18 protein-coding genes are annotated in these 21,310 nt (G+C 66.6%); 6 read left to right on the top strand and 12 right to left on the bottom strand.

What is annotated here, in order from left to right:
- Positions 1 to 50: 50 nt before the first annotated feature.
- The 5 genes from recA to BMW51_RS00480 all read right to left on the bottom strand — a co-directional run bounded on the left by recA (position 51) and on the right by BMW51_RS00480 (position 6,104).
- Complete coding sequence (gene recA / locus BMW51_RS00500) at positions 51 to 1,124, bottom strand: recombinase RecA (protein ID WP_093002321.1); 1,074 nt, start codon at positions 1,122 to 1,124, stop codon at positions 51 to 53.
- Between the two features lie 103 nt (positions 1,125 to 1,227).
- On the bottom strand, positions 1,228 to 1,956 hold the full coding sequence (locus BMW51_RS00495; RefSeq protein WP_245708217.1) for an enoyl-CoA hydratase/isomerase family protein: 729 nt from the start codon (positions 1,954 to 1,956) through the stop codon (positions 1,228 to 1,230).
- Positions 1,929 to 2,756: a 4-(cytidine 5'-diphospho)-2-C-methyl-D-erythritol kinase gene (locus BMW51_RS00490; protein ID WP_093003720.1), complete on the bottom strand. Its 828-nt coding sequence runs from the start codon at positions 2,754 to 2,756 to the stop codon at positions 1,929 to 1,931. The genes BMW51_RS00495 and BMW51_RS00490 overlap by 28 nt, the downstream gene beginning before the upstream one ends.
- 23 nt (positions 2,757 to 2,779) lie before the next feature.
- On the bottom strand, positions 2,780 to 4,390 hold the full coding sequence (locus BMW51_RS00485) for a tetratricopeptide repeat protein (RefSeq protein ID WP_245708216.1): 1,611 nt from the start codon (positions 4,388 to 4,390) through the stop codon (positions 2,780 to 2,782).
- Between the two features lie 52 nt (positions 4,391 to 4,442).
- Positions 4,443 to 6,104, bottom strand: a complete 1,662-nt coding sequence (locus tag BMW51_RS00480; protein ID WP_177171466.1) for an electron transfer flavoprotein-ubiquinone oxidoreductase — start codon at positions 6,102 to 6,104, stop codon at positions 4,443 to 4,445.
- 117 nt (positions 6,105 to 6,221) lie between these two features.
- On the opposite strand from BMW51_RS00480, the gene BMW51_RS00475 reads away from it, so the two are divergent.
- The 4 genes from BMW51_RS00475 to BMW51_RS00460 are packed head-to-tail and all read left to right on the top strand — an operon-like array spanning position 6,222 to position 10,446.
- Positions 6,222 to 6,992 carry a uracil-DNA glycosylase family protein gene (locus BMW51_RS00475; RefSeq protein WP_093002317.1) on the top strand — a complete coding sequence of 257 codons (771 nt, stop codon included), beginning with the start codon at positions 6,222 to 6,224 and terminating at the stop codon, positions 6,990 to 6,992.
- Positions 6,993 to 7,042: 50 nt separating this feature from the next.
- On the top strand, positions 7,043 to 8,785 hold the full coding sequence (locus BMW51_RS00470) for a lytic transglycosylase domain-containing protein (protein WP_245708270.1): 1,743 nt from the start codon (positions 7,043 to 7,045) through the stop codon (positions 8,783 to 8,785).
- Positions 8,786 to 8,789: 4 nt separating this feature from the next.
- Positions 8,790 to 9,317, top strand: a complete 528-nt coding sequence (gene moaB / locus BMW51_RS00465) for a molybdenum cofactor biosynthesis protein B (RefSeq protein WP_093002313.1) — start codon at positions 8,790 to 8,792, stop codon at positions 9,315 to 9,317.
- A 46-nt stretch (positions 9,318 to 9,363) separates the two neighbouring features.
- Complete coding sequence (locus BMW51_RS00460) at positions 9,364 to 10,446, top strand: PA0069 family radical SAM protein (RefSeq protein ID WP_093002311.1); 1,083 nt, start codon at positions 9,364 to 9,366, stop codon at positions 10,444 to 10,446.
- Here BMW51_RS00460 and dnaE read toward each other — a convergent pair.
- Complete coding sequence (dnaE, locus tag BMW51_RS00455; RefSeq protein WP_093002309.1) at positions 10,443 to 13,946, bottom strand: DNA polymerase III subunit alpha; 3,504 nt, start codon at positions 13,944 to 13,946, stop codon at positions 10,443 to 10,445. The genes BMW51_RS00460 and dnaE overlap by 4 nt on opposite strands.
- A 90-nt stretch (positions 13,947 to 14,036) precedes the next feature.
- Between dnaE and BMW51_RS00450 the strand changes: the two genes are divergently transcribed.
- Complete coding sequence (locus tag BMW51_RS00450) at positions 14,037 to 14,612, top strand: HdeD family acid-resistance protein (protein ID WP_093002307.1); 576 nt, start codon at positions 14,037 to 14,039, stop codon at positions 14,610 to 14,612.
- Between the two features lie 4 nt (positions 14,613 to 14,616).
- Here BMW51_RS00450 and BMW51_RS00445 read toward each other — a convergent pair whose 3' ends face one another.
- The 6 genes from BMW51_RS00445 to BMW51_RS00425 all read right to left on the bottom strand — a co-directional run bounded on the left by BMW51_RS00445 (position 14,617) and on the right by BMW51_RS00425 (position 20,574).
- Positions 14,617 to 15,096 (bottom strand): glutathione peroxidase, encoded by a 480-nt coding sequence (locus BMW51_RS00445; RefSeq protein WP_093002305.1) that lies wholly within the window; start codon positions 15,094 to 15,096, stop codon positions 14,617 to 14,619.
- Positions 15,093 to 15,299: a GNAT family N-acetyltransferase gene (locus tag BMW51_RS16215; RefSeq protein WP_245708215.1), complete on the bottom strand. Its 207-nt coding sequence runs from the start codon at positions 15,297 to 15,299 to the stop codon at positions 15,093 to 15,095. Before BMW51_RS16215 ends, BMW51_RS00445 begins: the two co-directional genes overlap by 4 nt.
- A 51-nt stretch (positions 15,300 to 15,350) precedes the next feature.
- Complete coding sequence (locus BMW51_RS16210) at positions 15,351 to 15,686, bottom strand: GNAT family N-acetyltransferase (RefSeq protein ID WP_245708214.1); 336 nt, start codon at positions 15,684 to 15,686, stop codon at positions 15,351 to 15,353.
- Positions 15,683 to 16,402, bottom strand: coding sequence for an ABC transporter ATP-binding protein (locus BMW51_RS00435; protein WP_245708213.1), 720 nt, complete (start codon positions 16,400 to 16,402; stop codon positions 15,683 to 15,685). The genes BMW51_RS16210 and BMW51_RS00435 overlap by 4 nt, the downstream gene beginning before the upstream one ends.
- A 10-nt stretch (positions 16,403 to 16,412) precedes the next feature.
- Complete coding sequence (locus tag BMW51_RS00430) at positions 16,413 to 17,663, bottom strand: lipoprotein-releasing ABC transporter permease subunit (protein ID WP_093002303.1); 1,251 nt, start codon at positions 17,661 to 17,663, stop codon at positions 16,413 to 16,415.
- 403 nt (positions 17,664 to 18,066) lie between these two features.
- A complete protein-coding gene (locus BMW51_RS00425; protein WP_093002301.1) occupies positions 18,067 to 20,574 on the bottom strand; it encodes a TonB-dependent receptor in 2,508 nt (835 codons plus the stop codon).
- Between the two features lie 203 nt (positions 20,575 to 20,777).
- Between BMW51_RS00425 and BMW51_RS00420 the strand changes: the two genes are divergently transcribed.
- Complete coding sequence (locus BMW51_RS00420) at positions 20,778 to 21,245, top strand: Hsp20 family protein (protein WP_093002299.1); 468 nt, start codon at positions 20,778 to 20,780, stop codon at positions 21,243 to 21,245.
- Positions 21,246 to 21,310 lie beyond the last annotated feature (65 nt).

Raw genomic sequence — 21,310 nt, 5'->3', positions numbered from 1 at the left:
CCGCCATTGCTGACGAGCCGCGCTTAACTGCTTATCAGGGTCGACCCGGATCAGATGTCGTCGTCTTCCGACGGTCCCGCCATCATCTCCTCCGCTACCGCCTCGGTGCGCGCACGAATCGCCTTCTCCAGACGATCGGCCATTTCCTTGTTGTCGCGCAGGAAGTTCTTGGCGTTCTCACGCCCCTGCCCGATCCGCACGCTGTCGTAAGAGAACCACGCGCCCGACTTCTCGACCAGCCCGGCCTTGACGCCGAGATCGAGGATCTCGCCGATCTTGGAGATGCCCTCGCCGTACATGATGTCGAACTCGACCTGCTTGAACGGCGGCGCGACCTTGTTCTTCACGACCTTCACGCGGGTCGAGTTGCCGGTCACCTCGTCGCGGTCCTTGATCGCGCCGGTGCGGCGAATGTCGAGGCGGACCGAAGCGTAGAACTTGAGCGCATTGCCGCCCGTCGTCGTCTCCGGGTTGCCGTACATTACGCCGATCTTCATGCGCAGCTGGTTGATGAAGATCACCATGCAGCGCGAGCGGCTGATCGAGCCGGTCAGCTTGCGCAAACTCTGCGACATGAGGCGAGCCTGGAGCCCGACGTGGCTGTCGCCCATCTCGCCCTCGATCTCCGCGCGCGGAACGAGCGCCGCGACCGAATCGACCACCAGCACGTCGATCGCGTTCGAGCGGACCAGCGTGTCGGTGATCTCCAGCGCCTGCTCGCCGGTGTCGGGCTGCGACACGATCAGCTCGTCGATGTTGACGCCCAGCTTCTTGGCGTAAACGGGATCGAGCGCGTGCTCAGCGTCGACGAACGCCGCGGTGCCGCCGTTCTTCTGCGCCTCAGCGATGACGTGAAGCGCGAGCGTCGTTTTCCCCGAGCTTTCCGGGCCGTACACCTCGATCACGCGGCCGCGCGGCAATCCACCGACCCCGAGCGCAATGTCGAGCCCGAGCGATCCGGTCGAAATCGCCTCGACCTGCATCGCTTCCTTCTGCCCGAGCTTCATCGCCGAGCCTTTGCCGAACGCACGGTCGATCTGCGCGAGGGCGGCGTCGAGTGCCTTTTGACGGTCGTTAGTCGCGGTTGCCATGCCGGTATCGATCACCTGAAGTTTTGCGGCCATTGCCGATCCCTTTCGCTAGAGCACCCGCGCACGACGTTCAACGCGTTCCTGCTCGTGTACACACTTTGTTCCACGTGAACAAGTAGGGAACATGCGCGCGTGATCAAGCCTTTCTGTAACGATCGGTGCCGGCGGCGAAGCGAGGGGAGCCGAACGAATCCTCGAAGGCGCCGTCGTGTGCGGGATCACGCGGGTCGACGAGCATCCGCTTAAGCAATCGGAGCGCCTCGCCATCATTGGTTGCGATCGCTGCCGCGATCTGCGCCGGGTCGCCGATCACATCGACCAGGCCGATGGGCAGCGCCTCGTCCGCGTTGATCGTCTCCGCGGTGAACAGCAGCCGCGCAGCCTGACCGCGCCCGACGCGGGCCGACAGGCGCGCCACGTCCTGCGCCGGATAGCCGATGCCGAGCCGAGCGGGCGGGATCGCGAAGTGCGCCGCGGGACCGGCGACGATCAGGTCGCAGGCGAGCGCGACCGCCACGCCGGCGCCGTGACAACCGCCCTCTACCCCCGCAATTACCGGCATCGGCAGGCTGGCTAACGCCTCGATGCCGTCCCGCATCGCCGTGCGGAAGGAGGCACGTGCGGGAACATCGTCGGCGAGCCGGGCGAGATCGCGCAGGTCGGCGCCGGCACAGAAGATGCCAGGTACGTCGGAGGCGAGCAGCACGGCGCGCGCGTTGGCGGGCACCTGCGCCACCACACGGGCAAGTTCGAGCCAGCCGGTCGTCGGTAACGCGTTGCGCGCCGCGGCGCGATCGAGCGCGATCCGCGCGACGCCTGCCTCGACCGAGAGCCGGATCATTGCACCGTGGTCGCGAGCTGCCACCAGTCCGGCTGCGCCGCCGCAATCGCGAGCGCGGCGGTATCACGCAACGAAGGCGTCTCGAACAGCGCGAAGCAGGTCGCCCCCGACCCTGACATGCGCGCGAGCCGCACGCCGGCTTGTTGCGTGAGCACGCTCATGACCTCGGCGATCACTGGCGCAACCTGCTCGGCAGCTAGCTGAAGGTCGTTGCGACCGCCGATCGCGCGCTCCAGCGTGTCGCCGTCGGGCAGCGCTCCGCGATCGTGACGGTCCCAACGCGCGAACACCGCGGCGGTCGACACGCCCACGCCGGGATTGACCAGCAACGCAGGCATGTCGCCCAACCCGGCGATCTTCTCCAGCGCGTCCCCCTTCCCACGCCCGAACGCTGCGTGGCCGAGCAGGCAGGCCGGCACGTCGGCGCCGAGCGAGGCCGCGAGCGCGAACAATCGCTCGTCGTGTGCCGCGATGCCATGCAGCCGCGCCAGCGCGCGCAGCGTCGCCGCCGCATCGGCCGAGCCGCCGCCGATCCCCGACGCGATCGGCAGATGCTTGTCGAGCGTGATCGCGTGGCTCGCGTCGATGCCGAACGTCGCCTTGAAGGCGCCTTCCGCGCGCAGGATCAGATTGTCGGGGCCGCTGCCCAAGCCGTTGGCGAACGGGCCGGTGATCCGTAGCGACGCTTCTCCAGGCGCCACGGTCACCGTATCGCCATCGCGCGCAAAGGCGAAGATCGTGTCAAGCTCGTGATAGCCGTCATCGCGGCGTCGGCGGACGTGTAGTGCGAGGTTGAGCTTCGCCGGCGCTGTTTCGACGATCACCTGCCCCGCCACACTGCTTCCTTCTACAATCCGTTCGCGACCTTGGCCGACAGACGCGCGGCGACGACGAGTGTCTCGGCCGTAGCGCGCGCGGCGGTCCAGGCATAGCGCGCCTCGTAGCGACGACCGATGCGCCAATAAACATCGCCCAGATGCTCGCCGATCTCGGCATTGGTCGGGTCGGCCGCGGCTGCGCGCTCGATCAACGGCAATGCTCGCGCGGTCTGCCCGCGCCGGAACAAGGCCCAGCCGAGCGAATCGGTGATCGCGGGATCGCCCGGTTTCGCACGCGCGGCGCGCTCCAGCATCGCCTGCGCCTCTGCCATACGTTCGTTGTGCTCGATCAGCGCGTAACCGAGATAATTGAGCACCAGCGGCTGCTCGGGCGCACGCGCGTAGGCCTGTTTCAGCGCAGCGCGCGCCGCGGGCCAATCACCGGCGCGGTCGAGCGCGGCGCCATATTGCAGCCAATCGGACCAATCGGCGCCCGCGCGCTCTGCCAGCCGGCGATACAGCGGCGCCGCGTCGCTCGGCCGGTTCAGCCGCAGGTACAGGTCGGCCAATTGCTGCACGTCGGTCAGGTCGCCGTCGCTCGGGCTTGCGAGCAGTTGCGCCAATCTGAGCGCCTCCTGCGTTCGCCCCGCCTCGGCGAGTATCTGCACGCGCCCATCGATCGCCTGCGCGGCGTAGATGCCACGAGGATCGACCTGATCCAGCACCGCCAGCGCCCGCGCCGTCGCTCCATCCTTCGACAAGGCACCCGCGAGCAGCAGGCGCGCGCGGTCGTTACCCGGATCGGCGCGAAGCGCGGACTGGACGAGCGTATAGCTGAGCCCGGTCGGCTTGCCGAGCGCGAGGTCCGACGCCACGCGGGTCAGCAGCCACGACATGCCGAAGCTGAGCCCAGGCCCAAGCCGCGCGCGCGGCCGTTCGCGCAGGGCGACCACCGGCGGCGCATCGCCGACGAGCAGGCTGCGCGCGAGGTCGCGCTTGCCCCGCGCGATCAGCAGTCGTGCGGCGGCGATGCGGGTGTCGGTGCTCGCCTGGTCGTTGCCGAGCAGCGGGCGCAGCGCCGCCACGCCCTCCTCGCTTCGGCCCTGCGCGAGAATGATCAGCGCGCGCGTTTCGGCGACGAAGCGGCGGGCGACCGCGTCGGCGGGCTGGACGGCGAGCGCGGCCGCCGGGTCGCCCTTCCACTCGAGTGCCGCCCAGGCACGCAGCGGTGCCGACAAGATCTTGAGCGGCGTCGCGTCAAGCGCAGTCAACGCGCGCTCGGGAGCGGCGCGATCATCGGCGCGCGCGGTCGCGGCGAGCGCGAGCAGCGGCGCGTCGCTCGGCAACACCCCCTTGCGGGCCAACACCGCGGCGGCGCGGTCGGCGAGCGCGTAATCGCCCGCACGCACCGCCTCGCGATAGGCGCGGATCGCGACGATCGGGTCGTTGGATGACGCGCCGAGCGCTGCATCATAGTCGCTCGCGGCGAGAGCGACCTTCCCGTCCGCATCGGCCACTCTGGCGCGCAGATAGGCCGCGACCTCTGGTTCGGCGACGCTCCTGTCCGCGCGATCGACGACGGCGGTGTCGGCAACATTGGTCTGCGCGAGCGCTGGCGTACCGAACAGCAATCCCGTCAAGAACAAGAGGCTCGCCGCCGCAGGGTGGCGGCGGCGAGCGGATCGGGCAAAGTCACATGTTCGGGTAATTGGGTCCACCACCGCCTTCGGGCACGACCCAGTTGATGTTCTGCGTCGGGTCCTTGATGTCGCACGTCTTGCAGTGGACGCAGTTCTGCGCGTTGATCACCAGACGGGGATCGTGCGTGTCTTCGCCCACGATCTCGTAAACGCCCGCAGGACAATAACGCTGCGCCGGTTCGTCGTAGAGCGGCAGATTGTGCTCGACCGGCACCGCCGCGTCCTTGAGCGTCAGGTGAACCGGCTGATCCTCCTCATGGTTGGTGTTCGACAGGAACACCGAGGACAGCTTGTCGAACGTCAGCACGCCGTCGGGCTTCGCGTACTCGACCTTCTTCACCATGTCCTTGCGCCACAATGTTTCGTGGTCTGGATGATGGTGCATGGTGAACGGCATCTTGAGCCCGAGATACTCGGACCACATCGTGATGCCGGCGAGGCCCGAGCCCATGAAGTCGCCGAACTTCTTCACCAGCGGCACGACGTTGCGGACGATCGACAGCTCTTTTTTCACCCAGCTGTTCTCGAACGCGTCTGGGTAAGCCGTTAGTTCGTCGCCCTGCCGCTGCGACAGGATCGCGTCGACCGCGGCCTCCGCCGCCATCGTGCCCGACTTCATCGCGGTATGGGTACCCTTGATTCGCGGCACGTTGAGGAAGCCGGCGCTGTCCCCGATCAGCGCGCCGCCGGGGAATACGAGCTTGGGGATCGACTGCAATCCGCCGTCCGAGATCGCGCGCGCGCCGTAGCTGACGCGCTTGCCGCCCTTCAGAAGTGCCGCGACCTCGGGATGGGTCTTCCACTTCTGCATTTCCTGGAACGGCGACACGTACGGATTGGTGTAATTGAGCCACGTGACGAAGCCGATCGACACCTGCCCGTTCGCCTGGTGGTAGATCCAGCCGCCGCCGTTTGAGCCATCGGTTTCGCTCAGCGGCCACCCTTGCGTGTGGATGACTTTACCCGGCGTGTGGAGTTCGGGATCGATATCCCACAATTCCTTGATGCCGAGACCATAGACCTGCGGATCGCAACTGGCGCGCAGGTCAAAGATGCGCATCAGTTCCTTTGACAGATGCCCGCGGCATCCTTCGGAAAAGAAGGTGTATTTGGCGTGCAGTTCCAGTCCCGGCTGGTAATCGCCCTTGTGCGTGCCGTCGCGCGCGACGCCCATGTCGCCGGTCGCGACGCCCTTGACGCTGCCGTCCTCGTTGAACAGCACCTCGGCAGCGGCGAAGCCGGGGAAGATTTCGACGCCCAGCTCCTCGGCCTTGCCCGCCAGCCAGCGGCAAAGGTTGGCGAGGCTGCCGGTATAGGTACCCTTGTTGTGGAGGAACGGCGGGGTCCAAAGGTGCGGCAGGTTGACCTTCTTGTTCTTGGTCAGCACCCAGTGAATGTTCTCGGTGACGGGTACTTCGGCCAGCGGGCAGCCGTCGTCGCGCCAGTCGGGCAGGAACTCGTCGAGCGTGCGCGGATCGATCACCGCGCCCGACAGGATGTGTGCGCCGACCTCTGAGCCCTTCTCGAGCACGCAGACCGAGATATCGGCCTCCTTCTCGGCGGCGAGTTGTTTGATGCGGATCGCCGCCGACAGCCCGGCGGGGCCGGCGCCGACGATCACCACGTCGTACGGCATCGATTCGCGATCGCTCACTTCACACTCTCCTCTCGCGCGGGCGCGCTCCTCGTCGCACCGCAGCACCATCCTGCCTGTGCTGCGGTGCCAGTACATTGACCTTCGCGTCAACCGCGCATCCTATGCCGCGCGACAATGGGGGCAGATCAGCACATCGACTGGTCCGGTGAGAACTGGACCGAACTTGCGGCGAGCACGCTCGACTGGTGGCGCAACGCCGGGGTCGACGTGGTGGTGGGCGACGAACCCGTCAACTGGTTGAAGCAGAACAATTTACCGCCTGCTGACCTGGCCAGCGCGACGCACGCCGATCCTGTCGGCCGATTGTCTTCTTCGGTCGCGGCGCCGTCCGCCGCGATGCCGGCGACGCTGGCCGAGTTCGTGACCTGGCGCGCGGGGAAGGACGCGCCCGACGCCGCGTGGTCGGGCGAGCCGATCGACGCGACTGGGCCGGCCGACGCGGCGCTGATGGTGCTGGTCGACTGTCCGGAGCGCGGCGACCGTGACCAACTGCTCGGCGGCGAGACGGGCAAGCTGTTCGACAACATGTTACGCGCGATCGGCCTGACGCGCGGCGACGTGCTGCTCGCCTCGGTCTGCGTGCGCCGCCCGACGATCGGCCGCGTACCGCGTGATCTCGAGCAGCGACTGGGCGAGGTGACGCGCCATCATCTGTCGCTCGCCGCTCCTGCGAACCTGCTTGTCCTGGGCGATGCGGCGACCCGTGCGGTTCTGTCGACGAACGTGGCCAGCGCGCGCGAGCGTTTGCACGCCTTTAACCATAAGGATGGCACCAGCACGCGTGTCGTTGCAAGCCATCATCCCCGCGTCCTGCTGGACCGGCCGGCGTGCAAGGCGGAAGCGTGGAAGGATCTGATCTTGCTGAACGAGGGGCTTCGGAAGTGAGAACGGGGTTGAAGCGGGCATGGTTGGCCGCGGCCTGCACTCTGGTGGCGATGGCCGCGCCCGCGGTGGCGGAGCCGGCTGCTGCCGCGCGCCGGTCGGGTATTCCGCCGCAACTGACGCCCGAGCAGCGCGACGGCTATCGTGCCGTGTTCGCCGCGATCAACGAGAGTCGCTGGAGCGACGCGCAGATTGCGCTCGACAGCATGCCGCAGGGGCCCCTGCACGCCTACGCACGCGCAGAACTCTACACCGCAAAGGGCAGCCCCAAGGTCGAAGCCGACGCGCTGCTCAAGCTCATCAACGAAGCACCCGAATTGCCGCAGGCCGACCAGCTGGAGCGGATCGCCAAGCTGCGCGGCGTCACCGAGTTGCCGCCGCTTCCCGCGCAGCAGCGCCTGATCTGGAACGATGGCGCCCCCGTCCGTGCCCGCGCGAAGGCCACCAAGAGCGACCTGATCGCCGCCGATCTCGCAACCAGGATGCAGCCGTTCATCAAGGCCGATTCCGGCGCCGAGGCCGAGGCGCTGCTCGACCAGACGCAAGGGCTCTCGCCCGAGGCGCAGACCGAGTGGCAGGCACGCATCGCGTGGATCTACTTCCTCCAGGGTCTCGATACCCAGGCGCGGGCGCTGGCGGCAAAGGCGGAGAGCGGCGCGGGCGACTGGACGATCCAGGCGCGCTGGACCGGCGCGCTCGCGGCGTGGCGGCAGAAGGATTGCGGCGCGACGGCCCCCGCGTTCGAGAATGTCGCGGCGCGCGCGCCCGACACCGACCTGCGCGCGACCGCCCTATACTGGGCCGCGCGCGCCGACATGATGTGCGGCCGACCCGACAAGGTCGAGGCTAGGTTGAAGCAGGCGTCGCAGTTCGGCGAAACTTTCTACGGCCTGCTCGCGCGGCAGGCACTCGGGATCGATCTCGCGAAATCGCGTCCGCAGCGCGTGACCGACGACTGGGCCGCGCTCGAACGCCGCCCCAACGTCCGCGTCGCTGCCGCGCTGGTCGAGATCGGCGAGGATGACGAGGCCGACACCGTGTTGCGTCAGCAGGCGCGGATCGGTTCGCCGAGCGAATTTGGCAGCCTGACGCGGCTCGCCGAGCAGCTCGATCTCGCGTCCACGACCGTGTGGCTGGCGCACAACATGCCGCAGGGGGTCACCGCGCTCGCCGAGGCGCGTTATCCGCAGCCGAGCTGGACGCCCGACAGCGGCTGGCGGATCGACAAGGCATTGGTCTACGCGCATACGCTGCAGGAATCGGGCTTTCGCACCAAGGTGAAGAGCCAGGCGGGCGCTTATGGCCTGATGCAGATCATGCCCGCGGCGGCGACCGATTACATGCGCGAACGTGGGGTAACAGTTGATCAGGCCGCGCTGACCCGTCCGTCGACCAATTTCGACATCGGTCAGCGTCACATCGAGCGGCTGCGCGACATGGGGATGACCGGCGGGCTGCTGCCCAAGGTGATCGCCGCCTATAACGCGGGCCCGCAGCACGTCGGCGAGTGGAACGGCATCGTTCGCGACGGCGGTGATCCGCTGCTCTACATCGAGAGCATTCCCTATTGGGAGACGCGCGGTTACGTCGTGACGGTGCTGCGCAATTACTGGATGTACGAGGCGCAGGGCGGCAAAGCCGCCTCGCCCAGCCGGTCGGCGCTGGCGCAGGGCATGTGGCCGCGATTCCCCGGCCTGCCCGGTGCGACCGCGGTGCGGATGAACGCGCAGGCGCCCAACACCGCGATCGCGGTCAACGGCACCGTCAGCCCCGCCTCCTCTACCCGCGCCGAATAGTCGCGTGCCGATCGACGAGAGCCGCACCTTCACGCCCGTTCGCATCGCGGTGCTGACGGTATCGGACACGCGCGGGCTGGCGGAGGACAGATCGGGTGACACCTTGGTCGCGCGGCTTGAGGCAGCGGGGCACCTGCTCGCCGACCGGGTGATCCTGCGCGACGACGCCGACGCGATCGTCGATCAGCTCGATCGCTGGATCGATGACACCCAAGTCGACTGCGTCATCACCACTGGCGGCACCGGCGTGACCGGGCGCGACGTGACGCCCGAGGCGGTCGAGCGTGTCGCGGACAAGATGATCCCCGGTTTTGGCGAGCTGTTCCGCTGGTTGTCCTACCAGACGATCGGCACCTCCACCGTGCAGAGCCGCGCCTGCGCGTGCGTCGCGCGTGGCACCTACATCTTCGCGCTGCCGGGTTCGACCGGCGCGGTGAAGGACGCGTGGGACGGCATCCTCAAGGACCAGCTCGACAGCCGTCACCGGCCCTGCAACTTCGTCGAGCTGATGCCGCGGCTGATGGAGCGCTGACGCCAATGTTCTTGCTATGTTCCGACGGCTTTTCTAAGCTCGGAACATGGCAGCTCAGAAGAAACGGAGCACGCGAGGCGCGACGCTCAACGCGGAGAGCCGTCGTTTCAACCTGCCGCAGAGCGAAGCCGATGGCGACTGGCTCGATCTACGTGAGGATATCGACGGCGCTGCACCGCCCGTCGGCACCACGGTCTTGATCGAGCATCCGCGCACGATCATCTCGCGCAACACCTCGCCCGACGTGCCGTTCGATCGTTCGATCAATGCTTACCGGGGCTGCGAGCACGGCTGCATCTACTGTTTCGCGCGGCCGAGCCACGCTTTTCACGACCTCTCGCCCGGGCTCGATTTCGAGACGAGGCTGTTCGCCAAGCCGGACGCCGCCGACCTACTCAAGGCCGAGTTGCGCAAGCCCGGCTATGCCTGTGCGCCGATCGCGATGGGTACCAACACTGACCCGTATCAGCCGATCGAGCGCGAGTGGCAGATCACGCGCGCGCTGCTGGAGGTGCTCGCCGCGTGCGACCATCCGGTGGTCATCACGACCAAGTCCGACCGGGTGGTGCGCGACCTCGATCTCTTGGCGCCAATGGCGGCAAAACGGCAGGTGGCGGTCGCGATCTCAATCACCTCGCTAGACCCGCGGATCGCGATGACCGTCGAGCCGCGTGCGCCGACTCCGGCACGGCGGTTAGCGGCGGTTCGAACGCTCAGCGACGCGGGCGTGCCGGTCTACGTCAACATGGCCCCCGTCATTCCCGCGATCACCGATCACGAGGTTGAAGCGGTCGTCGCGACGGCAGCCGACGCGGGTGCGCTGGGCGTATCGTACATCCCGGTGCGCCTGCCGTGGGAGGTAGCGCCCCTGTTTCGCGCGTGGCTCGACACGCATTTTCCCGATCGCGCGGGCAAGGTGATGGCGACGATCCAGAGCTTGCGCGGTGGCAAGGACAATGATCCCGGCTTCTTCTCACGTATGCGCGGGCAAGGCGTGTGGGCGGAGCTGCTGCGCACCCGCTTCCGCATCGCGCGGGCGAAACACGGGTTTTCCGACGATCGCCGGCGGTTGAACCTCGACTGCTCACGCTTCCGCCCACCGGCGGGCGCGCAGGGCGAGTTGTTCTAGCCGACCGCACGCAGGCGGACTTCCTCCACGTCGAAGCTGACCGACGTGACCCCCGCCAGCCCCTCGATCTGTTCGGCGAGTTCAGCGTCGAGCGAGAAATCGTGTCCCAGCAGCACGCGCGCGGTGCTGCCGTCCCCCGCCGGCACGCTCAGCGTCACCTTGCCGCGCTGCCCGCGCCGTTCGCCGATCAGCGCGGCGAGCGCCGGGATGGCAGCGGCGTCACTCACCGAAACGTCGAGCGCGAAGCGGGTCGTCGCGGCGAGCGTCTCGAACGGCTTGATCGCCTTGATGCTGACGCGTGGCGTTTCCTCACCCGGCCGGCGATCGAGTTCGACCGTCAGCAGCCCGCAACCGCCGATCCGCGCCGCCTCCTCGAGATCCTCGGTCGTACCGTCTTCGAAGCAGGTGGCGGCAAACTGCCCCGTCGCGTCGGAACAGGTCGCCATCATGAACCGCCGCCCGCGCGCCGAGGTGCGCCAGCGCGCTTCCTCGACCAGCACCGCCAGCGTCGCGCCGACGCGCGCGCCATCGGCGATGTGCAGCTCGTTCAACGACGCGAAGGTGCGTGCACCGTGCATCTTGGCGAGCATGCGGTGGCGATCGACCGGGTGCGCGGAGAAATAGAAGCCGAAGGCGTCTTTCTCCTGCTCCATTCGCTCCATCAGGCTCCAGCGCGCAGTCGTCGGCAGCTTGATGACGTCGCCGGCGTGGCTCTCCTCGCCGAACAGCCCTCCCTGCCCGCTGGTGCGGCCGTGATGCGCGCTGGCGGCAACCGCCAGGATCGTCTCGGCCACCGCGTGAACGCCGGCACGATTGGCGTCGAGGCCGTCGAACGCACCCGCCGCCGCCAGCGTCTCTAGCTGGCGTTTGTTGATAAGGCGCGGATCGACTCGGTCGGCGAGATCGCTGAGGTTCTTGAAGGCGCCGCCTTGGTCGCGCGCCTCAACCAGCCGCTCCATCGCGCCCTCACCCACCGACTTGAGCGCCGCGAGCGCGAAGCGGACCGCGAGGCCACCGTCCGCAGTTGTCTGCACGTCGAACTCGGCCTGGCTGGCGTTGATGCACGGCGGCAGAAGCTCAACGTTCATCCGCCGCGCATCCTCGACGAAGATGGCGAGCTTGTCCGTCAAGTGCAGGTCGTAGCACATTGAAGCGGCAAAGAATTCGTGCGGATGGTGCGCCTTCAACCACGCGGTTTGGTAGGCAAGCAGCGCGTACGCCGCGGCGTGGCTCTTGTTAAAACCGTAGCCGGCGAACTTGTCGATCAAGTCGAACAGCTCGTTCGCCTTGGCCTTGGGAATGCCGTTCACCTCCTGGCACCCGGCGACGAAGATCGAGCGCTGCGCGTCCATCTCCGCCTTGACCTTCTTGCCCATCGCGCGACGAAGCAGGTCGGCGCCGCCGAGCGAATAGCCCGCCAGCACCTGCGCCGCCTGCATCACCTGTTCCTGATAGACGAAGATGCCGTAGGTTTCGGCGAGGATCGGCTCGAGCAGCGCGTGCGGGTATTCGATCGGCTCGGTGCCCTGCTTGCGTCGGCCGAACGACGGAATATTGTCCATCGGACCCGGTCGGTAGAGCGAGACGAGCGCGACGATATCGCCGAAATTGGACGGACGTACCGCCGACAGCGTGCGCCGCATGCCCTCGGATTCGAGCTGGAACACGCCCACGGTGTTGCCGCTTTGAAGCAGATCGTAGACCGCGGTATCGTCCCACAGCAATGCGTCGAGATCGACCGAGACACCGCGCTTCGCAAGCAGTTGGACGGCTTTCTTGAGAACCGACAGCGTTTTCAGGCCGAGGAAGTCGAACTTCACCAACCCTGCGCCCTCGACATATTTCATGTCGAATTGCGTCACCGGCATGTCGGAGCGTGGATCGCGGTAGAGCGGCACGAGCTGCGCCAGCGGTCGGTCGCCGATCACCACGCCCGCGGCGTGCGTCGACGAGTGGCGCGGCAGCCCCTCCAGCTGTGTCGCCAGGTCGAGGAGGTGCCGGACCTGATTGTCGTTGGCATATTCCTTGGCCAGCTCGGGGACGCCGTTCAGCGCGCGCTTCAGGTCCCACGGATCGGTCGGGTGATTGGGAACGAGCTTGGCGAGGCGGTCGACCTGACCGTAGCTCATCTGGAGCACGCGGCCGGTGTCCTTCAACACCGCGCGCGCCTTCAGCTTACCGAAGGTGATGATTTGCGCCACCTGATCGCGGCCGTATTTCTCCTGCACGTAGCGGATCACCTCGCCGCGGCGCGTTTCGCAGAAGTCGATGTCGAAGTCGGGCATCGAGACGCGCTCGGGATTGAGGAAGCGTTCGAACAACAGCCCGAGCTTGATCGGATCGAGGTCGGTGATCGTCAGCGCCCAGGCAACCGCACTGCCCGCGCCCGATCCGCGGCCCGGACCGACCGGGATGTCGTGCGACTTCGCCCATTGGATGAAATCGGCGACGATCAGGAAGTAGCCCGGAAAGCCCATCTGAATGATGACGTCGAGCTCGAACTCGAGCCGGTCGCGGTAACCCTGCTTCCAGTCCGGCGCGAGCGGTTCGGCCACGTCGGCCAGCTCCTCGATCCGCGCGAGCCGCGCTTCCAGCCCCTCGCGCGCGCGATCGCGCAGCATCGCCGCCTCGCCCTCGCGATCGCCGGCGAGGCTGGGCAGGATCGGCTTACGCTTGGGTGCCGCGACGGCGCAGCGCTGCGCGACGATCAGCGTGTTATCGATCGCCTCAGGCAGGTCATGGAACAGCGCGCGCATTTCAGCCGCCGGCTTCATCCACGCCTCGGGTGAGCTACGAGGCCGATCCTCCGTCTCGACATAGGTCGAATTGGCGATGCACAGCATCGTGTCGTGCGCTTCGCCGAAGCTCGCCTCCTCGAAGCAGGACGGGTTGGTCGCGACGAGCGGCAGGTCGCGCGCGTAGGCTAAATCGATCAGCGCCTCTTCAGCCGCCTCCTCCACCGTGTCGCCGCGCCGGACGAGTTCGACGTAGAGCCGGTCGGGGAACAATGCCTGCAACCGGTCGGCATAGGCGGTGGCACGTGCGGGCTGATCCTCCGCAAACAGCCGGGCTAGTGCTCCTTCCCCACCCGCGGTCAGCGCGATCAGCCCGGCGGTATGCCGCTCAAGCGCGTCGAACGTCACGTGCGGCGCGTGCTCGAGCGGTCGGTCGAGATGCGCCTGGCTGACCAGCGCGCACAGATTGTCGTAACCGGTGGCATCCTGCGCGTAGAGTGCGATCCAATCGACCACCGGAGCACCACCATCCGGCATGTCCGGGCGGCAGATGCCCAGCATCGTCCCGATCACCGGCTGCACGCCGGCCGCGAACGCACCGTCCGAGAAGGCCATCGCGGCGTAGAGCCCGTTGCGGTCGGTCAATCCCGCGGCAGGGAAGCCGAGCTTCGCCGCGCGCTTGGCGATCGCCTTCGGATCGATCGCGCCATCGAGCATGGTGTAGCAGGAGAAGATGCGGAGCGGCACGAACCCGGAATGCGGCATTACCACAACCTAGGCGTGCCCGCGTGATTCGGCCAGCGCGGAACCGTCCACTCGTGCGTCCGTTCGGCGGCGCAGACAGGAGATTGGACGATGACGGACGTGCGCGGTGCCGGCGGGATCGCCGGGGTCGAAATGGGACGCGGCTGGGGCTGGATCATGGCCTACGGCATCGTGTCGGTGCTGCTCGGGATTGCCGCCTTCGTGTGGCCATTCGCCGCTACATTCGCCGCGACCGTGGTGATCGGCGCCTTCTTCTTCGTCGCGGGCGGCTTCGCGGTCGCGGCGGCGCTGTTCGGTCACGGCAGTGCGCATCGCGGTTACTCGATCCTGTTCGGCATCGTGTCGCTGATCGTCGGACTGATCATGATGCTGGAGCCGGCGACTGGCGCGTTGTCACTGACGTTGATGGTCGCCATCTGGCTAAGTGTGCGCGGCGTGCTCGAGCTGGTCTATGGTTTTCGGCTAAGACGGCAGCGCGGCATGCTGATCGCGCTCGGCATCATCAACATCCTGCTCGCGCTGTTCATTCTTGCAACCGTCCCGTTCTCGGCGCTGACCCTGCCCGGCTACATCCTCGGCATCAGCTTCCTTTTCGGCGGTGTCACCTCGATCACCAACGCGGCGGATCATCGCAAGGGCGCGAGCGCGTTCGGCGTTCCGGCCTGATCGATCAGAGCAGTGCCTCGATGTCGCGGCGGATCTCATCAGGCTTCGTGGTCGGGGCGTAACGTCGAACGACCTCGCCGGCGCGATCGATCAGGAACTTGGTGAAGTTCCACTTGATCGCCTTGGTTCCCATCAACCCCGGCGCCGCTGATTTGAGCCGGTCGAACAGTGGATCGGCCGCGGCGCCGTTCACGTCGACCTTGGCGAAGACCGGAAAGGTCACGTCGTAGGTCAGCGAGCAGAAGCTGGCGATCTCGGTCGCGTCACCCGGCTCCTGCGCGCCGAACTGGTTGCAGGGAAATGCCAGTACCTCGAACCCGCGTGGACCAAGCTCGCGGTGAAGCGCCTCCAGCCCCTCATATTGCGGCGTGAAGCCGCACTTGGACGCGGTGTTGACGATCAGCAGCACCTTTCCGCGCCATTGATCGAGCGAAATGGGCGTGCCGTCGGCGACACGAACGGTTATGTCGGTGATCGTGGTCATTGAGGCTCCCCGCGTGACAACAGGTGGTCGAGATTGCGGCGCACCTGCGGCCATTCATGCGCCAGTACCGAGTAGACCGCGCTGTCGCGCACCTCACTACCAGGGGTGAGCATGTGCCCGCGCAGGATGCCGTCGAGCCTTGCGCCCAGGCGCTCGATCGCGGTGCGTGAGGCGCGGTTGAGCACATTGGTGCGAAGCTGCACGCACTGGCATCCGAGCACGTCGAAGGCATGGGCTAGCAGCAGGCGCTTCGCCTAGGTATTGAGGCCGGTGCGCTGGACACGCCAAGCGTAGACGGTGCCGCCGATCTCGATGCGGCGATGCGCCTCGTTCATCCGCAGAAAGCGCGTGACGCCCGAAACTGTACCGCCTGCATCGAGCACGACGAAGGGCAGCGCGCGACCGGCCGCGACCTGCTCCTCGATCGCATCATACCAACGATCGATCGTCGACGCGTCGGGTACGATGGTGGCGAAGCTCAGCCCGACATCGGCAAGCGCGGCGACAATCTCGTCGCGGTCACCGCGCGAGAGCGGGCGAAGCGTGACGTACCGGCCCGAGAGCGTCACCGCCTCGCGCCAGACGCTCACTGCAGCTGACCCTCGTGCAGCCGCACGACCCGGTCCATGCGCTTGGCCAACCGCTCGTTGTGGGTCGCGATCAACGCGGCCGAGCCTTCTTCGCGTACCAGCCGAAGGAACTCGGCCAGCACCACGTCGGCGGTATGTTCGTCGAGGTTACCGGTCGGCTCATCCGCCAGGATCAGCGCGGGCCGATTGGCGAGCGCGCGGGCGACGGCTACGCGCTGCTGCTCGCCGCCCGACAGCTGTGAGGGGCGGTGCGTCAAACGATGGCCCAGCCCGAGCACGCTCAGCAGCCTCGTCGCGCGGGCCTCCGCCGCCGGACGCTCGGCGCCGTGGACGAGCTGCGGCAGGATCACGTTCTCGATCGCGTTGAAATCGGCGAGCAGGTGATGGAACTGGTAGACGAAGCCGAGCTGATCGCGACGCACCGCGGTGCGGCCGGCGGCGTCGAGTCTGGCCGCTTCCTCGCCGGCGATGCGGATCGATCCCTCGAACCCGCCTTCGAGCAGCCCGATGGCCTGAAGCATCGTCGACTTGCCCGAGCCGGAGGGGCCGAGCAGCGCGACGATTTCACCCGGCGCGATCGACAGATCGACGCCGCGCAGCACGTGGATCGTCTCCGATCCTTGCGTGAAGCTGCGGGCGAGACCGCGAGTCTCAAGGACAGCGCCGCTCGATCCCTGCCTCTCACCGGTCGCGGCTCCGATAGGCCGACCGGTCACGCCGCCGTCGCTATTCATAGCGTAGTACCTGCACCGGATCGGTACTCGCCGCCTTGTAGGCAGGGTAGATCGTCGCGAGAAAGGTCATGATCAGCGTGATGACGACAATCGCCGCAATCTCCACGGGATCGGGTTTCGACGGCAGCTCGGTCAGATAGCGGATCGAGGGGTCCCACAGATTCTGTCCCGTCACGAGCTGCACGAAATTGACCACCGCCTGCCGGTAGAACAGGAACACCGCACCGAGTAGCAGCCCCGCGATCGTGCCGAGCACGCCGATCGTCGTGCCGACCGTCATGAAGATGCGCAGCATCGCCCCCCTGCTCGCCCCCATCGTGCGCAGGATCGCGATGTCGCGCGTCTTGGCGCGCACCAGCATGATGAGCGAACTGGCAATATTGAACGCGGCGACGAGGATGATGATGCACAGCACGACGAACATCGCGACGCGCTCGACCGCCAATGCATCGAACAATTCGGCGTTCAGCTGCCGCCAATCGCGGATGATCGCGTAGCCCTGCACCTTGGGCGCGAGGGGGGCGAGGATCTCGCCCACTTTGTCGGCATTCGCGGTCTCAAGCTCGATCATGCTGACCGAATCGCCCATCAGCAGCAGCGTCTGCGCGTCCTGGATCGGCATGATCACATAGGCCTTGTCGTAATCGTAGATGCCGACCTCGAAGATCGCGCCGACGGTGTAGCTGACCTGCCGCGGCACGGTGCCGAACGGCGTCGACTGACCCTGAGGGTTCCAGATCGTGATCTGCGACCCAACGGTCGCGCCCAGCGCCTCCGCCAGCCGCGCGCCGATCGCGACATTGCCGCTGCCGGGCGTTACCGAGTTGAGGCTGCCGACCAGCACCTTCGACCGGATCGTCGCATTGTCGCGGATGTCCTGCACGCGCATGCCGCGCAGCAGGATGAACTCGGCGCGGCCATTGTAGGTGGCGAACAGCGGCTGTTCGATCAGCGGGGTCGCTTCCGTCACGCCGGGTGTCGCGCGTGCCTCGCGCACCACCTGCTGCCAGTCGGGCAGACGACCACCGACCCCTTGCACCACTGCGTGGCCGTTCAGCCCGACGATCTTGTCGAACAGCTCGGCACGGAAACCGTTCATCACGCTCATGACGATCACCAGCGCGGCGACGCCGAGCATCACCGCGCCCAGGCTGAACCCGGCGACCAGGACAATGAAGCGTTCACCACGGCCGGGCAGCAGGTACCGGCGCGCGATCATGCTCTCGTAGCGCGACAGCAACATGGCTGCCGCTCTACGGCGGGTGCAGGCGGCTGGCAACGGGCAGCCGCCGCACTTGCGCAGACACCGGGCTGTGGCGAATACATCACAGCCGCGCCACAATCGGTTTAGCCGGCATTCATAACAGTCGACAGCCAACCCCGGCTAACCTAGCAATGATCGCACTGGCACACAGGCAGAAGCCGTGGTTCGGGGAAAGCAGACCAGCCCCGCCTCATCGATGATGCGGCGTGCGGGCGGAATGCAGGATTAGGGGGCTGACGAGTTGATCGTCACGCAGGCGCCCGGGTCGGAAACGGCCCGGGCGTTTGCTTTGTAACAACAATCGAACACTTGCGCGTTCAGGTTCTCGCCTGCGCTGCTCAAGACAAGATCAGCCACGTCTGCCGCTCCGGCGTCATCAAACTCAAAAGGACGCCGAGAAGGTCACGCCGTAGGTGCGCGGGTCACCCGGTTGACCGACGACGAGGCCGGTGTTGCCCGACTGAGTCGCTAAAAGCTCGAAATAATCCTGGTCGAACACATTGCGTACCCAGCCGAATATGTTGAGCCGGCTGCCCTCGCGATAACCGACGCGCACGTTGGAGATCGAATAGCCGTCCACCCGCGTGTAGATCGACTCGGACGGATTGGACGAGAAGTTCGAGCGGTAGCTGCCGTCATAGCCCAGGTAGACGTTACCCTCGTTCCCGCCGAAGTTGGTCGGCACGCCATATTCCGCGCCGTAGGAGAACGCCCATTTCGACACGCCCGGAATTCGCTGTCCCGACACGTTGCAGAACGGCAGGCTGTTGCCCGGCGTCCCCGCGGCGGCGGGGGTGCCGATGATCTGCCCGTTCACGATCGGTAACGCGGTGCCGCCCGACAGCTCGGGCGGGCAAGGCGCATCGGTGAAGCGCTGGTACTTGGCGTCGGTATAGGCGGCGTTGCCGTAGACGTTCAGCCGGCTGGTAGGTCGGAACGCCGAGTCGATCTCGACCCCGCGGGTGCGGACATGGCCGGCATTGGCGAGATAGCCGCGCAGCACGCTCAACTGGCTGTTGGTGACGGTCGCCTGATAGTCGAAGATGTCGGTCCAGAACGCGGCCACGTTCACGGTCGCGCGACGGTCGAGGAACTGGTTCTTGAGCCCGAGTTCGTAATGATTGACCGTCTCAGGCTTGACGGTCGCGGTGGCTAGCAGCGGAAGATTGTCCCCGCCCAGTGGCAAGCCCGACAGGTTGATCCCGCCCGATTTGTAGCTGCGCGCGTAGGTCGCGTAGAAGTGATTGTCGGCGGACAGGTCGTAGGCGAGCGTGACGTCGCCTGACACGTTCCAGTCATCGAAGTCGGGTTGATAGCGCTGCGGTGCCAGCACCCCGCAGCGGTCGCGCGTCACGCTGCTAAGCCCCTGCGCCGCCGCCGAGCAGTCGAGCGTCGCGCCGCTCCCCGTCGTCACCAGCGACAGATAGTCACCCTTCTTCTTGTCGTAGTTGACGCGCAGACCCGGCGCGAGCGACAGCCGGTCGGTCACGTGCCACGTCAACTTGCCGAACGCCGCCGCGCTGGTGTTGCTGAAGCCAATCGTGTTGCGCGAGGTGAGCCCATTCAGCACCGCCGGATTGCACGCGTTGGCAGTGCTGGTGGGCGTGCAACCGCCGGCGGGCGGGTTGAGCAACCAGCGGCTCGCCGCCGATCCCTGCACCTGCAACCCTTGCGTGTCGATCGTCTGGTGAAAATAGAACAGCCCCGCGACGTAATCGACCTCGCGTCGGCCGTTCGAGGCCACGCGCAGTTCCTGGCTGACCTGTTCCTGCTGCGACGGGTTGGCCGACACGGTCGTAATCGGCAGCCCGATAAAGTCACGATCGTTCGACGGCTTCCAGTCCCATTTACGCCACGCGCTGACCGAGGTGAGCGACGCCGCGCCGAGGTCCAGTTCGCCGACCAGCGACACGCCGCCCAGCTCCTGCTGTGCGCGCAACGGGGTATCGAGGTCGGTCACGCGGTCAAAGGCGTCACGCGACGGCGGATGATAGCCGAACGCGGCGGCGAGCGCCTCGTACTGGCGCGCGACTGGGCGCTGCGTCGCGCCGACGCGGACGTAATATTGCGCGCAGCAATCCGGGTCCTGCTGGTTGTAGTCGGCGGACAGCGTCAGGTCGAGCGTGTCGGTCGCGTGCCAGTATAGCTGTCCGCGCAGGCTCTTGTTGTCCTGGGCGTTGGCGCGCACGCCGGTGCGGACGTTGTCGATCGTGCCGTCGCGTCGCGTGACCGACGCGGACAGTCTCACCGCGAGCTTGTCGTCGACCAGCGGCCCCGACGCCGACGCCTTGGCCTGAACGAAGTCGTAATTGCCCGCGGTCAGCTCGACGCGCGCCTCGGGGGTGAAGCTGGGTTTGCGTGTCGTGATGTTGATCGCGCCCGCGGTCGTGTTCTTGCCGTAGAGCGTGCCTTGCGGCCCGCGCAGGATCTCGATCCGCTCGGTATCGGTAAAGTCGAACGTCGCGGACGCAATGCGGCTGTAATAGACCTGGTCGACGTAGATGCCGACGCCCTGCTCGATCCCGTCGTTGGTAAGCCCGAACGGCGCGCCGAGACCACGGATGTTGGCGGCCGAGTTGCGCGGGTTGGTAGAGTAGAATTGCAAGCTCGGTTGCAGCTGCGTCAGCCGGTTGACGTTGTACGCGCCCGTATCCGCCAGTGATTGCCCGCCGATCACCGAGATGGCGATCGGCACCTGCTGCACCGTCTCGCTGCGCCGCCTTGCAGTCACGACGATGTCGCCCCCGCTCTGCTGTGCGTTGCCGAGTCGCCCGCTCGCGGCGTCGTCCTCGGTACCGTCCTGGGCCGCTGGTGTTGGTTCGGCTACCACGGGCGCCGTCGGCAGCTGGGAAGCGGTCTGAGCAAGCAGCAACGCGAGCGTGACGGTCATGGCAATGATCCCCTCTTCTGCCCCGGAACGTAGATCGGCGCTGCAAACCCTATCAATGAAGTAGATGTTTAGAGGGCGCTTGAAACGCTTCGTCGGTTTACCATCTTGGTTGGTGCGCGGTGCCGCTCGGTCGGGCCGCGCGATGCCGGCGTCGCGGACATCCGGACGCTGCTTTTCAACTCGCTCATAGAAGAGGATTTGAGATGCGTTTCGACCTTACCCCCTATCGCCGCTCGACCATCGGGTTCGATCGTCTGTTCGACATGATCGAGGCCAATGCGCGCGGCGCCTCAGAGAATTACCCGCCGTTCAATCTCGAGCGGATCGCCGATGATCGCTACCGCATTACGCTGGCGGTCGCCGGGTTCAGTCGCGACGAGGTGGAGATCACCGCGCAGCAGAACCTGCTGCTGGTCGCCGGGCGCAAGGACGACAAGGCCGAGGGGCCGAGCTTCCTGCACGTCGGCATCGCCAACCGCAGCTTTGAGCGGCGGTTCGAGCTCGCTGACTTCGTCTTCGTCGAGGACGCGCGGTTGAACGACGGCTTGCTGGTGATCGATCTGGTGCGCGAAGTGCCTGAGGCGATGAAGCCGAAGAAGATTGCGGTGCGGACCGGTGCGCCGCTCGCCGCGGTCGAGAACGAGCCCGCCGGCGAGGCGCAGGCCGCCTGACCGCCTAGACGGGTCGACAAGTTCGGCGCCTCTTTGCTCCCTTTCGAGGCGTCGTGGGGCGTCCG

It is taken from the genome of Sphingomonas palmae, assembly GCF_900109565.1.
GTDB classification, from domain to species: Bacteria; Pseudomonadota; Alphaproteobacteria; order Sphingomonadales; family Sphingomonadaceae; genus Sphingomonas; species Sphingomonas palmae.
This window is presented reverse-complemented; position numbering and strand designations above follow the sequence as displayed.

What these genes read in the sequence shown, in the direction of transcription:
- recA (WP_093002321.1), bottom strand. Translation starts at nt 1,124, where the DNA reads ATGGCCGCAAAACTTCAGGTGATCGATACCGGCATGGCAACCGCGACT.
- BMW51_RS00475 (WP_093002317.1), top strand. Translation starts at nt 6,222, where the DNA reads ATGGGGGCAGATCAGCACATCGACTGGTCCGGTGAGAACTGGACCGAA.
- BMW51_RS00470 (WP_245708270.1), top strand. Translation starts at nt 7,043, where the DNA reads ATGGCCGCGCCCGCGGTGGCGGAGCCGGCTGCTGCCGCGCGCCGGTCG.
- BMW51_RS00460 (WP_093002311.1), top strand. Translation starts at nt 9,364, where the DNA reads ATGGCAGCTCAGAAGAAACGGAGCACGCGAGGCGCGACGCTCAACGCG.
- dnaE (WP_093002309.1), bottom strand. Translation starts at nt 13,946, where the DNA reads ATGCCGCATTCCGGGTTCGTGCCGCTCCGCATCTTCTCCTGCTACACC.
- BMW51_RS00450 (WP_093002307.1), top strand. Translation starts at nt 14,037, where the DNA reads ATGACGGACGTGCGCGGTGCCGGCGGGATCGCCGGGGTCGAAATGGGA.
- BMW51_RS00445 (WP_093002305.1), bottom strand. Translation starts at nt 15,096, where the DNA reads ATGACCACGATCACCGACATAACCGTTCGTGTCGCCGACGGCACGCCC.
- BMW51_RS00430 (WP_093002303.1), bottom strand. Translation starts at nt 17,663, where the DNA reads ATGTTGCTGTCGCGCTACGAGAGCATGATCGCGCGCCGGTACCTGCTG.
- BMW51_RS00425 (WP_093002301.1), bottom strand. Translation starts at nt 20,574, where the DNA reads ATGACCGTCACGCTCGCGTTGCTGCTTGCTCAGACCGCTTCCCAGCTG.
- BMW51_RS00420 (WP_093002299.1), top strand. Translation starts at nt 20,778, where the DNA reads ATGCGTTTCGACCTTACCCCCTATCGCCGCTCGACCATCGGGTTCGAT.